Genomic DNA, 17,008 nt, shown 5'->3' on the forward strand with positions numbered 1-17,008 from the left:
CCCTTATTGTGCCTGAACGCGTAGCTCAGCAGCTGAGCGGCTTTGGTGACCCAGCAGTGTATTCACATCTGCCGACTTCGGTTTAGCCAGGAAGAATTTCGGGATCCACTGGTCAAAGTTGGCCAGAATTTCCTGTGCACGGCTTGAACCCGTCTCTTCCAGATGACGGTCAATCAGACCCCGCAGGTGTTCCTGATGAATCGCCAGATCCTGCAATGGCAGGGCTTCGATCAGCTCAGGGTTCACCCGGCCGGCAAAATCGCCGACTTCATCCAGAATATAAGCGAAGCCCCCGGTCATGCCCGCGCCGAAGTTGACGCCGGTATGGCCCAGAATCGCGACAATCCCGCCGGTCATATACTCACAGGCGTTGTCACCGGCACCTTCCACAACGGCAATCGCGCCAGAGTTCCGGACACCGAATCGCTCGCCGGCTTTACCGGCGGCAAACAGCTTCCCGCCCGTTGCCCCGTAAAGACAGGTGTTGCCGATAATCGTGGCTTCGTGCGATTGAAACGCCGAGCCCACTGGCGGACGGATGGTGATCACCCCCCCGGTCATGCCTTTACCAACGTAGTCGTTGGCATCGCCGGTCAGATAAAGGTTCAGACCGCCGGCATTCCAGACACCGAACGACTGACCCGCCGTGCCGGACAGGTACACATTCACCGGATTGGCTGCCATGCCCTGATTCCCGTAACGCTGGGCAATTTCGCCGGAGAGGCGGGCACCTACGGAACGGTCGGTGTTGCGCACATCCAGATAAAGATCCGCACCGGTTTGTGCTTCGATGGCCGGTAAGGCCAGCTCGACCAGTTTCTGGTTCAGGGCGCCGGTGTCGAATGGTGTATTGGGTTCACTGCAGTATAGTGTTTTCCCTGCCACCGGCGTTGGCGCATGCAGCAGGCCACTCAGGTCCAGCTTGCTCTGCTTGGCAGTGAAACCATTGACCACTTCAAGCAGATCGGTCCGGCCAATCAGATCGGTGAGTTTTTCAACCCCCAGTTCGGCCAGCAGGTTACGGACTTCCTCACCCAGACCGATAAAGTAGTTCATCACCTGCTCTGGCAGACCTTTGAAGAAGTCCCGGCGCAGGGTGTCATCCTGTGTGGCAACACCGGTTGCACAGTTGTTCAGGTGACAGATTCGCAGATACTTACAGCCCAGCGCGACCATAGGGGCGGTACCGAAGCCAAAGCTTTCGGCGCCCAGAATGGCCGCTTTGACCACATCCAGACCAGTTTTCAGGCCGCCATCCACCTGCAGGCGGATCTTATGGCGCAGACCATTGGCGACCAGCGCTTGCTGTGTTTCTGCCAGACCCAGTTCCCACGGGCTGCCCGCGTACTTCACTGAGGTGAGCGGGCTGGCACCTGTCCCGCCGTCATAGCCGGAGACCGTGATCAGATCGGCGTAAGCTTTTGCCACGCCTGTGGCAATGGTGCCAACGCCCGGCTCTGAAACCAGTTTGACCGAGACCATGGCTTTCGGGTTGACCTGCTTCAGGTCGAAAATCAGCTGAGCCAGATCCTCAATCGAATAAATATCGTGGTGCGGTGGTGGAGAAATCAGCGTCACGCCGGGGACTGCATAACGCAGCTTTGCAATTTCCGTCGTCACTTTGTGACCCGGCAACTGACCCCTTCACCAGGTTTCGCCCCTTGCGCCACTTTGATCTGAATGACGTCTGCATTGACCAGATAATGTGGTGTTACGCCGAAGCGGCCGGACGCAACCTGCTTGATCCGGGAGTTCCGTTCGTTCCCAAATCGGCGCGGATCTTCGCCGCCTTCGCCGGAGTTGGAGAACCCGCCCAGACGGTTCATGGCAATGGCCAGTGCTTCGTGTGCTTCCGGGCTCAGGGCGCCGATCGACATCGCAGCGGAGTCGAAGCGTTTGTAGAGCTCAGTTGCTGCTTCAACGTTGGCGACGTCAATCGGGTTCTCAGACATTTTTAGTTTCAGTAAGTCACGCAGGGTCGCAGCCGGACGCTCGTTCACCACTTTGGCGAAGTCCAGATAGTCTTCGTACTTGCCGCTTTTGACTGCTTTTTGCAGTGTGGTGACCACATCCGGGTTGTAGGCATGGAACTCACCGCCATGCACAAACTTCAGCAGGCCACCGTGGTCAATCTGCTTCCGTTTGACAAAGGCTTTACGTGACAGGTTAAACAGGTCTTGCTGGAAGTCGTCGAAGTTCGCTCCCTGGATCCGGCTGGACACGCCTTTGAAGCAGAGTTCCACCACATCGGCATGAAGGCCGACGGCTTCGAACAGCTGTGAACAGCGGTAGGATGCAACGGTTGAGATCCCCATTTTCGACATGATCTTGTAGAGACCTTTGTCGATACTGTTGCGGAAGTTCAGCATGACTTCGCGGTACGGTTTGTTGATCGCACCACTGTCGATCTGCTGCGCCAGTGACTCATACGCCAGATAAGGATAAACGGCGGTCGCACCGAAGCCGAGCAGCACAGCGAACTGATGCGGATCCCGCGCAGTTGCGGTTTCCACGATGATGTTTGCATCACAGCGCAGGTTGGCATTCACCAGACGGGTCTGAACTGCACCCACAGCCATGGCCGCCGGAATGGGCAGTTTCTCGTCGCTGATGCCCCGGTCTGACAGAACCACCAGCACAGTGCCGCCGCGAACCAGACGCTCAGCCTGATCACAGAGATCAACAATGGCTTGTTTCAGGTCTTTTTCGGCCGGGTCGTAGTTCATATCCAGGATGTTATTGCGATAGTGCTGATCATCCAGCCCCAGCAATTGCACCATATCGGAGTACAGCAGGATCGGCGATTTGAAAGCAACACGATGCGCGTGGCCGTCGGTTTCGCAGAACACATTCATTTCACGACCGATACAGGTCGCCAGTGACATCACGTGTTTTTCACGTAAGGGATCGATGGGTGGGTTGGTGACCTGTGCAAACATCTGGCGGAAGTAGTCAGACACCAGACGTTCTTTGGAAGACAGCACCGCCATCGGGGCATCGTCGCCCATAGAGCCAGTGGCTTCCTGACCCATTTCACCCATGACACGCAGCACCTGATCCAGCTCTTCGCGCGAGACGGCAAAGAGTTTCTGATAGGTATTGAGCTCATCGGCAGACATTTCACGGCTGCCGACCTGATCGTCACCCATGTCTTCAAAGGGCACCAGACGGCGCACATGCGTATCCAGCCATTCTTTGTAGGGATGGCGGCCCATCAGATCTTTATCAATGTCGGCTGAATGCCAGATTTTGCCGAATTTTGTATCGATGACCAGCAGCTCTCCCGGACCGACGCGGCCTTTCTCGGCCACTTCATCCGGCGCGTAATCCCAGATACCGACTTCGGATGCCAGCGTGATCAGTTTGTCTTTGGTGATCACATAACGAGCCGGGCGCAGGCCGTTCCGATCCAGGTTACAGGCCGCATAGCGGCCGTCCGACATGACGATCCCGGCCGGGCCATCCCAGGGCTCCATGTGCATGGAGTTGAAGTCGTAGAAGCTGCGGAGCTTCGGATCCATATCCGGGTGATTCTGCCATGCCGGCGGCACCAGCATCCGCATCGCACGGAAGAGATCCATGCCACCAGACAGGAAGAGTTCCAGCATATTATCCAGGCTGGAGGAGTCTGATCCGGTTTCATTCACGAAGGGGGCAGCAGTTGCCAGATCCGGTAACAGGGGTGAAGCAAATTTATACCCACGGGCACGGGCCCACTGGCGGTTCCCGGCAATGGTATTGATCTCACCATTGTGAGCCAGATAACGGAATGGCTGCGCCAGCGGCCATCGCGGCTGGGTATTGGTCGAGAAACGCTGGTGGAACAAACAAATCGAAGATTCCAGACGAAGGTCGCCTAAGTCTTTGTAAAACTTAGGCAAATCTGCGGGCATGCACAGCCCTTTGTAGACGGTGACCTGAGTCGACAAGCTACAGATATAGAAATCCGGATCGTCCTGAATGCGTTGCTCAATGCGGCGACGGGCAATATAAAGACGACGATCCACGTCCCGGGGTTTCCAGCCCGCCGGGGCATTAATAAACACCTGCGCAATGGCTGGTAATGAGGCTTTTGCGATTGGGCCCAGAACCTGCGGGTTGACCGGCACATCTCGCCAGCCTGCAATCGACAGGGTTTCTTTGCTGAGCTCTTCTTGGATAATCGTGCGGGATTTCTCAGCCAGTACAGGATCCTGGCTTAAAAACAGCATACCGATGGCATATTCACGGGCCAGCGTCCAGCCCTGTTCTTTTGCCATGAGTTGATAAAAGCTATCCGGCTTTTTCATTAACAGGCCGCAGCCATCACCGGTTTTGCCATCAGCAGCGATGCCGCCACGGTGTGTCATACGATCCAAGGCCGATATTGCTGTGCGGACCAACTTGTGACTGGCTTCGCCTTCTGTATGGGCGATCAGGCCGAAACCACAGTTATCTTTTTCCAGCTTTGGGTCATACAGTGTCATTGCAACTCTCCCTTGCGCCTGCTCCTTTGAGCAGGGTTACTGCATAATTATGACAATCTCCCTGATTGTCACCTTTGCTTCCAGCAGCCTTTCAAACTAACGGCAAATTACAAAAAGGTCAAATTTTCTTTAATTCTGGTCATAAATTCTGAATAATTCAAAGTCATTAATTTATCTGTATGATTTGTATCGGATTAATATTTTTTTGAAATATTTTGTTTACAATTGGGAGGCCGTAAATCATGACTTTTTTGCGGTAAAACTCAGCCGTTTTCAGGTCTGGGTTAAAATCCTGTTAAAAAGGATAAAACACTGATTCATTTTAAATAAAAAAGCCAGCTCGCAGGAGCTGGCTAATAATTTTAGGATAATATCCAGTTGAATTAGGATTCTGACAGCATAAGTGAATGGTCTTTCGCTTCCAGCTTAGAATCACCCATCAGGTAAGCATCAATTTCGCGGGCACATTCCCGGCCTTCATTGATGCATCGCACGACAAGTGACTGCCCGGTCCGCATATCGCCAGCAGCAAATACGCCAGGCTGACTGGTCGAGAATCCCTGCGTCGCGACATTCCCGCGTTCATCCAGTGCAATGTCCAGCTGGGCCAGCACACCGTGCGGTTCCGGATGCAGGAATCCCATGGCCAGGAATGCCAGATCACAGGGAATCACACGCTCAGAACCCGGGACTTCGGTGAAGCCCGGACGTTCACCCGGTTTGGCCTGATTCCAGGTGATATCCGCGATGCGCAGGGCCGTCAGCTGACCCGCATCGTTGCCGATGAATTCTTTGGTCAGAATATTCCAGTAACGATCGCAGCCTTCTTCATGGGAAGTCGAGGTGCGCATAATCATCGGATAGGCTGGCCAGGGCTGATTCGCCGGACGCTTTTCAGGCGGCGTCGGCATGATTTCGACCTGAGTAATGCTGGCTGCGCCGTGACGGTTCGAGGTACCAACACAGTCAGAGCCCGTGTCACCGCCACCAATGACGACCACATGTTTGCCCGCGGCATGGATTTCTGCAGTTTTCAGATCCATGTTGTTGGCGCGGCGGTTGTTCTGACCCAGAAACGCCATTGCAAAGTGCACGCCGTTCAGCTCCCGGCCCGGGATCGGCAGGTTGCGCGGAACCGTGGAACCACCGGTCAGCAGCACGACATCGTGCTGTTTGCGCAGTTCACGGGCGTCAATATCCACGCCGATGTGCGCATTCACCACAAATTTGATGCCTGCCTGTGCCATCAGATCCAGTTTCCGGTCAATCACAGCCATGCTGAGTTTGAAATCCGGAATACCAAAGCGCAGCAGGCCGCCTATTTTTTCGTCCCGTTCGTAGACGGTAACGGTGTGGCCGGCGCTGTTGAGCTGTTCAGCTGCTGCCAGCCCTGACGGGCCGGAGCCGATAATCGCCACGCTTTTGCCGGTGCGGCTGCGCGGGGTTTTTGGCTTTGCGTAGCCTTCACGGTATGCGGTTTCAACGATGGTCTTCTCTATGTTACAGATGGTAATCGGATCCTGATTGATCCCCAGAACACAGGCGCTCTCACAGGGCGCCGGACAAACCCGCCCGGTGAACTCCGGGAAGTTGTTGGTCGAACTCAGGATATGCCAGGCTTCTTCCCAGCTGTCCCGGTAGACCGCATCGTTGAATTCAGGAATGATATTCCCGATTGGACATCCGTTGTGACAGAAAGGCACGCCGCAGTCCATGCAGCGAGATGCCTGTGTGCCAATTTTGCTGCCAAATTCGTTGTTCAGCACGAATTCTTTGTTGTCCTGAATACGGACTTCAGGGGCAATTTTCGACGGCAGTTCGCGGCCGTGTTCGAGAAATCCGGTTGCCTTACCCATGGCTCACCTCCAGTGCTTCCTTGTTCTGTACTTCCGCCGCTGCTTTGCGTTTTTGCAGCACGGCTTTGTAGTCACGTGGCATGACTTTCACGAGATGTTTGAGGTTGTCCTCAAAGTTGCCGAGGAAAGTTGCCGCGACGGTACTGCCCGTCAGTTGCTGGTGACGGGTGAGCATGTCCTTCAGCAGTCCAATGTCCTCATTGTCCAGCGGGTCCAGATCCACCAGTTCATCGTTCAGCTTGCTTTCAAAGTCGTTGAACTGATCCCAGACATAGGCGACACCGCCGCTCATACCGGCTGCGAAGTTACGGCCGGTCTGACCCAGTATGATAGCCACGCCGCCGGTCATGTATTCACAGCCATGGTCACCCACGCCTTCAACCACCACACGGGCACCGGAGTTCCGGACACAGAAACGCTCACCGGCTTTACCGCGGATGAAAGATTCACCCGACGTTGCGCCATAGAAGCAGACGTTGCCGACAATGATATTGTCTTCGGCAATTAAGTCAGATTTTGCATCCGGGTAGAGCACCAGCTGACCGCCAGAGAGGCCTTTGCCCCAGTAATCGTTGGCATCGCCTTCCACTTCAAATGTCACACCTTTCGCCAGGAATGCGCCCAGACTCTGGCCAGCGGAGCCGTTGAATTTCACATGCATCGGCTGCGGCAGACCGGCATCTTTGTAGACTTTGGAGATTTCGTTCGACAGCATGGTGCCCACGCTGCGGTCAATATTGGTGATCGGGAACGTGGCATTGACCGCTTCACCCCGCGTTAGCGCTGGCTCTGCAACATCAATCAGCTGGCGGTCCAGTACGGCTTCCAGATGGTGATTCTGGCTGCATTGGTTGTAAACACCGTCTGCCTCACGCGCCGGTTCCAGATGCAGAACCGGGCTCAGATCCAGATTTTTGTATTTCCAGTGGCCAATGTTGTCGCGGATTTTCAGATGCTGTGACTGACCGACCATCTCATCAATGGTACGGAAACCCAGCTCGGCCATGATTTCACGCAGGCCTTCCGCCATGTACTGGAAGAAGGTCACCACGTCTTCCACGCGACCGTCGAAGCGCTCACGCAGCGTCTTGTTTTGCGTCGCGATGCCCACAGGACAGGTGTTTTTATGACACTTACGCATCATGATACAACCTTCCACCACCAGAGCGGCGGTTGCGACGCCCCATTCTTCAGCACCCAGTAAGGTGGCAACAGCAAGGTCTCTTGGTGTTTTCATCTGACCGTCACTCTGGACCACGATGCGGTTTCGCAGGCCGTTTTTCAGCAGTGTCTGATGCGTTTCCGCCAGACCCAGCTCCCATGGCAGACCCGTATGACGAATGGATGAGATAGGTGATGCCCCTGTACCGCCGTCGAAACCGGCGATCAGCACCACATCAGCTTTGGCTTTGGCAACCCCGGATGCAATGGTGCCGACACCAGCTTCCGAAACCAGTTTGACGTTGACGCGGCTCTTGCGGTTGGCGTTCTTCAGGTCATAAATCAGCTGCGCCAGATCCTCGATCGAATAAATATCGTGATGCGGCGGCGGCGAGATCAGGCCGACGCCCGGCGTCGAATGTCGGGTCGCGCCGATCCAGTCATCGACTTTATCGCCCGGTAACTGACCCCCTTCGCCTGGCTTGGCCCCCTGAGCCATCTTGATTTGCAGCTCATCGGCGTTGGTCAGATAGTAAGAGGTGACACCAAAGCGGCCTGAGGCGACCTGCTTGATGGCGGAGCGCTCCCAGTCGCCGTTTTCTTTCTTCTCAAAACGAGCTGGATCTTCACCGCCTTCACCGGAGTTCGATTTGGCGCCAATCCGGTTCATGGCTACGGCCAGTGTTGAGTGGGCTTCGTAGGAAATTGAACCAAAGCTCATCGCACCGGTGGCGAATCGCTTGAGGATCTTCTCAATCGGCTCGACTTCTGCCAGCGGGATGCTGTGGCTTGGGTCGGTGTGAAACTGCAGCTGGCTGCGCAGGGTGGCAGCATGATCGCCCTGACTGTCGACTGCGTGACAGTATTCTTTGAACTGGTTGTAGTCTTTGCCACGGGTAGACTGTTGCAACAGGGAAATCGTGGTTGGGTTAAACAGGTGCTTTTCGCCCCGTTGTTTCCATTGATAAACCCCGCCGACATCCAGCATTTGCAATGGAATGTCACGCAGCGGATAGCCGACGCGATGACGGATCAGCACTTCTTTGGCGATGTCGTCCAGTGTCAGCCCTTGAATCCGGGAGACGGTACCGGTGAAGAATTTGTCGACTACGGCTTTGCTGATCCCCAGTGCTTCGAAGATTTGCGCGCCATGGTAAGACTGCAATGTGGAGATCCCCATTTTCGAGAAGATCTTCAGCAGGCCACCATTGACGGCTTTACGGAAGTTGTTGAAATAAGTGTCAACAGGCGTCGCCAGATCCAGCTTCTTACGCTGCTGCAAAGATACGATGGTCTCGGTGACAAGGTACGGGTTGATCGCATTCGCACCATAGCCAATCAGGGTCGCAAAGTGATGGGTTTCCCGGGCATCTCCGGTCTCAACCACCAGATCGCATTTTGCACGTAGCCCTTTACGGATCAGATGGTGATGGACGGCACCCACAGCCAGCATGGCCGGAATATGGGCATGCTGTGAATTGACAGTCCGATCACTTAAGATCAACACCGAATAGCCATCAGTCACCGCATCCTCAGCATGCTGGCACAGATGGTTCAATGCTTGTTCCAGCTTGCCGGTTTCGTCACTGGCAGGGAACACGATATCCAGCGTTTTGGCCTGCAGGTGCGGCTGATCGATGGCACGGAGTTTTTCCAGTTCCGCATCACTTAGAACAGGGGAATCCAGTTCCAGTTTCTGACAGTGAGACGGGCCTTCTTTCAGCAGGTTCTGATCTTCACCCAGATAGGTTTTGAGCGACATCACCATGCGCTCACGGATCGGATCGATCGGTGGGTTGGTGACCTGCGCAAATAACTGCTTGAAGTAATGCGACAGATGCTGAGACTGATGCGACAGCACAGCCAGTGGCCAGTCAGCACCCATAGAGCCCAGTGGCTCTTTACCTTCATTTGCCATGGGCAGAATGATGTCGTTGACTTCTTCACTGCTGATGCCAAAGGCTTGCTGCTGATGCAACAGCTTCTCGGCTTCCGGCTGTGTATGACTGTAAGCTGCGGCAGGTAGATCATTAAGGTGCAGCAGGTTCTCTTTCACCCACTCGTCATAAGGCTGAGCCGTTGCGATGCTGTCTTTGACCTCATCGTCAGAGACAATCCGGCCCTGCTCCAGATCCGCCACAAAAATACGGCCCGGCTGCAGACGGCCACGGAAGTGGATATTGTCCGGTTCGATTTTCACAACACCGGATTCAGACGCCATCACCAGAAAATCGTCTTTGGTTACGGTATAGCGCGACGGACGCAGGCCATTCCGGTCCAGGGTTGCACCCACGGTGACACCATCGGTGAAACAGACGGAAGCCGGACCATCCCAGGGTTCCATCAGATTGGCGTGATACTGGTAAAATGCCCTGCGTTTCGGATCCATCGCCGGATTTTCCTGCCAGGCTTCCGGGATCAGCATCATCAATGCATGTGGCAGGCTGCGGCCGGACAGAACCAGCAGCTCCAGCGCCATGTCGAAGTTGGCTGAATCGGATGCGCCTTCCTGACAGATTGGCATCAGCATTTTCAGCTCTTCTTCACTGAATAAGTCGGATTGCAGCAGGGCTTCCCGCGCTTTCATCCAGTTCAGGTTACCGCGTACGGTGTTGATTTCACCATTGTGGGCGATGTAACGGAAAGGCTGGGCCAGACGCCATCTCGGGAAAGTATTGGTCGAAAAACGCGAGTGAACCAGAGCCAGCGCGCTGACCATCGCCGGGTTTTGCAGATCCAGGAAATACTGTGGCACCTGCTCTGTGGTGAGCTGGCCTTTATAGATCAGCGTTTTGGTCGAGAAGGCATTGATATAAAAGTCTTCTCCGATATTAGTTACGCTTTCCAGGCAGACTCGAACGGTGTAGTTACGTAGCACATAGAGTTTACGCTCCAGTTCTGCCTGAGGCATGTCGGCGCCGCCGGTCACGAATGCATGTTCAAACTGAGGTTCGGTGCTCAGGGGATCGGCACCAATCATGCTGTTGTCGGTGGGTAGTACACGGTAACCCAGAACGCTCAGGCCCAGACGTTGTGCGTTTCTGGCCAGAATTTCCCGGCATTGTTCGCGTTTGTGTTCGTCTTTCGGAAACAGAATGACACCCACGCCATACTGATCAAAAGCAGGCAGGGCGAGGCCAATTTTCTGGCATTCCTGCAGCAGGAATTCGTGAGGCTTTTGCAGCAGAATCCCGGCACCGTCACCACTACACGGGTCACAACCCTGACCGCCACGGTGCTCCATTCGAGCCAGCATATCCAAAGCCTGGGTGATGACCTGGTGAGACTTGCGGTTTTTAAGATGGGCGACAAAGCCGATACCACAGGCATCGTGCTCCATTTCAGGGACATACAGCCCCTGACCATTCAACGCATGATCTGTCATAACTACATCCTTCCAGTGTAGAGCAGACGGTTCCTCCGTCTGCGATTCCTTCTTTATTTTTATGCCTGCGTATGATGGGTCATCCGGACCTCATGCCCGATTTGCCCGCAGGAACTGCCGTCGTTCCTGACGAGCGGCAGCTTGTCTGCGCATCAACACATTGTGCTGAATGACGAAGACGCGAAAGCCATCCTGAGTGGATGGCCATCTGGTTATATAATGCACACAATGAAAATATATTACAGATCTGTTGGGTGAATTACTATCAATAAATCCGACTTTAGTTGTAGCTGCTGCTGAATGGATACGCTGGATAGTCACTTTTATGACTTTTAATTCACAAAGTATATTTGATTGTGAATTATTATTGCTTTACTTGGATTTCAGATGTCTTGGATGTCAATCATTTTTGTTTGAAAATGTAGTTGTTTTATTTCATGTTGGTTTCTTGGTATCTTTCTGTGCAATTTGATGGATGCATAGTCGATCAGACTGAAATATTGCGTGGAATCAGTTGCTGTGCCTGACAGGAATGGCACGTTAAACATCACTTTTTGGCATATTAATTTTTCACCCTATGCAGCAGCTTCTTGCAACTGTGTTAAATTGGCGACAATACTTGGACGCGCTGATTCAGCGAACAGCAGAGGATCTGCCAGCAAGGCTGCAGGAGACGAACAGACATGCAAAAAAGAGACAGTTTGAATCTTGTTGGTGCTGCCTGTGCCGCATTCCCCTGCTGGGGGGCAGCAGAGGAAACACTGAGCCTTTCCATGATCGGTCTGGTCCTTCTGGGAATTGCAGTCCTGACGTCCCTGAGTGCCTGGCTGATCCATTATCTGGGCACGATGGCGTTCAAACGACTGCATGCGACGATTTCCCGTTTGCCGATTGCCGCCGCCATTATCCGCAGGAAAGACGGGAAGCTGTTTTACGCGAACAGTGCTTGTCAGGCGTTACTCGGGGTCAGTAAAGTCGGACACCGTTACTATTATCCGGAAGGGATTGGGACGCATATGGTGGCCGATGTATTGCGGCCGCTTCAGTTGGGGACCGGGTTCGAGAATGTCGAAGATACGCTCCGGATCAGCGACCATAAAAGTATTCGCGTTCTGATCTCCGGTCAGCTTTTGAGTTATCGGTTACAGTCAGCCTGGTTGCTGTTTTTTACCGAGCCTGCCAAACCCGCCAGTCCGTCTGTACAGCTGGAACAGCGGATCTTCCAGCGGGTGCTGAATTCCTTGTCTGAATTGGTGTATTTTCAGGATAAGGCCGGCAATATCATTGGCACCAACACGGCGTTTGACCGTTTCTGGCGAGGGCGGCGGGAGGAAGGTCTGATTCAGGGTGATCCGACAGGAGTTGAAGAAACGCCAGTGATTCACACCTGGACAACCGCGCCGGACGGTTCGAGCCGCTTGCTGGAAACCAATAAAACCACCATGACGGATGAAGAGGGCCAGGTGATGGGAACCCTCAGTATCAGTCACGATGTGACCGACTGGCATGAAATGCAGGAAAGTCTGAAGCAGGAAATTGAAAAACGCGAAGTAACCGAGCAGATCCTCGCGCAGCGCAATACGCTGCTGAATTCCATTCTGAATGCCAGTCAGGATCCGATTGGTCTGTACAACGAACATGGCGTTTATGTGGGATGTAATGAGCCGTTCGCCCGTGTTCTGGGGTTCCAGGCCAAAGAATTGATTGGCAAAACAGCCCGCAACGTGATTGATCCGGAAATGCTGCAAGAATTCTATCAGTCGGATGTTAAAGTCCTCAAAGAAGGGCTGACCGTGAAAACGGATGCGTATGTGATTTTGGAAACGGGTGAACCGGTCTGGTATGAAATTGTGAAATCACCTTACCGGGATCCGACGGATGGTTCGGCCGGCGTTCTGCTGATTGCCCGAGATGTCACGGAGCGGAAACAGGCCGAGCAGCAACTCGCGGATGCCATCATGGAACTGCAGGAACTGAGCTTTGTCGACAGCCTGACCAAAGTGGCCAACCGTCGCAGTTTTGATGAACATCTGCGAAAGCTCTGGCACAGCCATATGCGTGAGCAACAGCCCCTGACTTTGATTCTGTGCGACATCGATAGTTTCAAAGCCTATAACGACAACTACGGACATCAGCAGGGAGACCATGCCCTTCAGGAAGTCGCGCAGGTGTTTGACAGCGTGATCCGCCGGGAAACGGATGAAGTTGCCCGCTACGGCGGTGAAGAATTTGCATTTCTGTTGCCCAATACGCCGTTGTCGGGCGGGGAAACGGTCGCCCAGAAAATTCACGATAAGCTGGCCGACAAGGCGATTCCCCATGGCTACTCCGGGATCAGTGATCTGATGACCGTCAGCCTCGGTGTGGCGACGATGACGCCGATGCCAACGCAAGATTACGGTGAGTTGATTGCGATGGCCGACAAAGCTCTATATAAAGCAAAAGCCGAAGGACGGAACACGACCCGCCTGATGGCAGAACAAGACGAATTCTGATGCTGCCTGCGGGCAGCATTTTGTTGTGATGGAATCTTCATGAAACAAATCAAAATGTTGGCGCAGTTCTATGTGGATCTGCTGGTGAAACTGGGCATTGTGCGTTTCAGCCTGTTGCTGGCACTAGCGCTGGTTGCACTGGCTGTCGTGGTACAAGTTGGCGTGACGCTCGCACTGCAGGGCGAAGTGCTCAATATCGACATTGTCCGCTCTGTATTCTTTGGCTTACTCATTACGCCCTGGGCGGTGTATTTCTTGTCTGTGGTAGTTGATCAGCTGGAAGATTCCCGCCAGCGTTTGTCTAAGCTGGTGACCAAGCTGGAAGAGATGCGCTCACGCGATCTGACGCTGAATAAGCAACTGAAAGATAATATTACCCAGCTCAATCAGCAGATCGAAGTACGAATCAAAGCTGAAGAAGAACGCCGCACAGCGATGGAAGATCTGGAGAACGAGGTGGCTCAGCGTGAAAGTGCGCAATTGGAGCTGGCCGAGCAGAGTGCGTTACTGAAATCTTTCCTGGATGCCTCGCCTGATCTGATTTATTACCGCAACGAAGACAATGAGTTTTCGGGATGTAACCGGGCTATGGCCGAATTGACCGGAAAAACCGAAAAAGAGCTGGTCGGCCTGACGCCATGGGATGTTTACAGTGAAGAAGTGGCCAGTAAGATTGTTGAAACGGATCAGCAGGTCTTTACCCAGAATATCTCGCTGACCTATGAACAGTGGCTGGAATATCCGGATGGCCGCAAAGCCATTTTTGAACTGCGAAAAGTACCGTTTTACAGCCGTGATGGTCGTCGACTTGGCCTGATGGGGTTTGGCCGGGATATCACGGAGCGGAAGCAGTACCAGGAAGCGCAGGAAAAAGCCAGCCGCGACAAAACGGCCTTTATCTCGACCATCAGCCATGAATTGCGTACCCCGCTGAACGGGATTGTCGGGCTGAGCCGCATGCTGCTCGACAGCCGTCTGGATGAACAGCAGCGCGGTTTTATGCGGACGATTTATGTCAGTGCTATCACCCTTGGCAATATATTCAATGACATCATTGATATGGATAAGTCGGACCGCCGTCGTCTGGAACTGTTGCCGGCACCGCTTGATTTTGATGCCTTTATTGAAGAGATGGGCAATATCTCCGGGCTGATGGCCGAGCAGAAAGGATTGCGTTTTGATCTGGAACAACTGACGGATTTACCGCCCTTTATTCAGGTCGATGGCACCCGGTTACGTCAGGTGTTGTGGAATCTGATCAGCAATGCCACCAAATTCACCAAGGAAGGAGGGGTGATCCTGTCGGTGAGCAGCGACCTTGTTGATGATCAGCAGGCTGAAATCACCTTTGAAATCGAAGACAGCGGCATTGGGATCCCCGAATCTGAACTGGATAAGGTCTTTGCCATGTACTATCAGGTCAAGCAAGGGCAGGACAATCTGCACGCTGTAGGCACAGGCATTGGTCTGGCGGTCTCGCGTCAGTTGGTCAATATGATGGGCGGTGATATTCAGGTCACGTCAGAAGTGGGCGAGGGCAGTACCTTTACCGTGACCATCCGGGTGCCTGTGCTGGAGCAAATCACCGAAGATGAAGAAACGCCTGTGCTGTCTCAGCGCTCCCTGCGTATTTTTATGGTTGAAGATATTGAGCTGAATATTACGGTGGCCCGAGCGCTGCTGGAAGGATTAGGTCATCAGGTTACAGTGGCCATGCGGGGGGATGAAGCCCTCGAGCTGTTCCAGCCGGCAGATTATGATCTGGTGTTGCTGGATATTCAGTTGCCGGATATGACCGGCTTTGAAATTGCCAAGGTGCTGCGGGCCCGTTACCGGAACCTGCCTCCGCTGGTGGCGTTGACGGCCAATGTTATTAAAGACAAAGGAGAATATCTGGAGCAGGGAATGGATGATGCCATCAGCAAACCGTTGAGTGTGAAAGCCATGAATACGGTGATTCAGCACCTGGCATTGCAAGACAACACGACACCGACATCCGAAGCGTCTCAACCAGTGAATAGCGAGGAAACGAAGATGAGCGAAGACACCCTGAGTCAGTTACTCGATTTTGAGATGCTGAGTTCTTACGTGGACATTGTGGGTACAAAGCCTGTCTTCGACTCGATTGAGATGTTTGAAAAAATGATGCCGGAATACTTGTCGATTCTGGATACTAATATGACGGCCAAGGACAAGGATGGCATTAAGTTTGAAGCCCATAAAATCAAAGGTGCAGCCGGTTCGATAGGCTTGAAACGAATTCAGCAGGTGGCGCAGAAAGCGCAATCGCCTGAGCTGCCAGCCTGGTGGGAAAACATTGAAGACTGGGTGGATGAGATCAAAAACAGCTATCAGAACGATCTGAACTTGCTGAAGGGGTGGCTGGAAAGTAAAGCGGCAGAGTAATACCAATCAAAGTCAGTCAGTGATCAGAAATAGCGCAGAAAAAATGTTTGAGAACAAGGCGGATTTTTTAGCTAAGTCGTGATTCTACAATCAAAAAATCTAACGCAGTTATCGAGCATTTGAACAAGCTAGGATGACCAGTGATTTACTGCGATTGGTATAAGTTGCAGCGACTGAGTTCACCATCTGACAAAGCAAAAAGCGTCGCAATTGCGACGCTTTTTTGATGCGAATCGACCGAAGTGAGGATTAATTCTCTTCGATATCGCCGCAGAAGCGGTAACCTTCGCCATGAATCGTGGCAATGATTTCCGGTGTGTCTGAGACAGATTCAAAGTGCTTACGAATCCGGCGAATCGTGACATCCACGGTGCGGTCATGTGGTTTCAGATCACGACCGGTCATTTTCTTCAGCAGTTCTGCACGGGTCTGAATTTTGCCCGGGTTTTCGCAGAAATGCAGCAGCGCACGGAACTCAGAACGTGGCAGCTTGAATTGATCACCACTTGGACTGACCAGAGAGCGGCTGTTGAGCTCCAGAGACCAGCCATTAAATTCATAACGCTCCACCAGACGACGATCTTCAGCCGCCAAGCCCTGACTCATGGCGCGGGTCAGCAGATTTCGAGCGCGAATGGTCAGCTCACGAGGGTTGAAAGGTTTCGTGATGTAATCATCCGCACCAATTTCCAGACCCAGAATTTTATCGACTTCATTATCGCGGCCGGTCAGGAACATCAACGCCATATCGCCTTGCTCACGCAGTTCACGAGCCAGCAGCAGACCATTTTTACCTGGCAGGTTGATATCCATAATGACCAGGTGTACAGAATGTTCTGACAGTATCTTGTGCATTTCAGCACCATCACTGGCTTCCAAAACTGTGTACCCTTCAGCCTCGAAGATGCTTTTCAGGGTGTTACGGGTGACTTGCTCGTCTTCTACAATTAGAATGTGAGGGGTTTGCATTGGCAGTACCTAATTACTCAAAACGGAAACTGGTCTAACATAGAATATTTCAATTCTATAAAAATAATTCGATCACAGGCAAAGTAACAGAACTGTTGCAGTTTGCATTCGTCTTATCCACTACCTGTTGGTACGCCATCCTCATTTCTCAGCAGGGCTGCCCCTCAACTGAAAAACCCGATTGTTACGGAACTGGCTACAATTTCCCTTGGATGCACACGATTGTATGCATTTAACAGCGTACTAACAATATGATTTTATTGTATTGCG

At 53.0% G+C, this 17,008-nt stretch carries 5 protein-coding genes and 1 pseudogene; 2 read left to right on the forward strand and 4 right to left on the reverse strand.

Annotation, left to right across the window (positions count from 1 at the left end; genetic code table 11):
- Positions 1–3: 3 nt before the first annotated feature.
- From gltB (KDD30_RS01965) to gltB (KDD30_RS01975), 3 genes and pseudogenes are all read right to left on the reverse strand, one after another.
- Positions 4–4,466 (reverse strand): annotated as a pseudogene (gltB, locus tag KDD30_RS01965) (glutamate synthase large subunit).
- A gap of 383 nt (positions 4,467–4,849) precedes the next feature.
- A complete protein-coding gene (locus KDD30_RS01970) occupies positions 4,850–6,322 on the reverse strand; it encodes a glutamate synthase subunit beta (protein ID WP_211647145.1) in 1,473 nt (490 codons plus the stop codon).
- Entirely contained in the window at positions 6,315–10,868 is a 4,554-nt protein-coding gene (gene gltB / locus KDD30_RS01975; protein WP_211647146.1) for a glutamate synthase large subunit, read from the reverse strand. Before gltB (KDD30_RS01975) ends, KDD30_RS01970 begins: the two co-directional genes overlap by 8 nt.
- A gap of 683 nt (positions 10,869–11,551) precedes the next feature.
- Here gltB (KDD30_RS01975) and KDD30_RS01980 point away from each other — a divergent pair.
- Both KDD30_RS01980 and arcB read left to right on the forward strand, forming a co-directional pair.
- Complete coding sequence (locus tag KDD30_RS01980) at positions 11,552–13,363, forward strand: diguanylate cyclase domain-containing protein (protein WP_211647147.1); 1,812 nt, start codon at positions 11,552–11,554, stop codon at positions 13,361–13,363.
- Between the two features lie 39 nt (positions 13,364–13,402).
- On the forward strand, positions 13,403–15,769 hold the full coding sequence (gene arcB / locus KDD30_RS01985) for an aerobic respiration two-component sensor histidine kinase ArcB (protein WP_211647148.1): 2,367 nt from the start codon (positions 13,403–13,405) through the stop codon (positions 15,767–15,769).
- A gap of 249 nt (positions 15,770–16,018) precedes the next feature.
- On the opposite strand, the gene arcA is transcribed toward arcB, so the two are convergent.
- A complete protein-coding gene (arcA, locus tag KDD30_RS01990) occupies positions 16,019–16,738 on the reverse strand; it encodes a two-component system response regulator ArcA (protein WP_211647149.1) in 720 nt (239 codons plus the stop codon).
- Positions 16,739–17,008: the final 270 nt, after the last annotated feature.

It is taken from the genome of Photobacterium sp. GJ3 (genome assembly GCF_018199995.1).
Taxonomy (GTDB): Bacteria; Pseudomonadota; Gammaproteobacteria; order Enterobacterales; family Vibrionaceae; genus Photobacterium.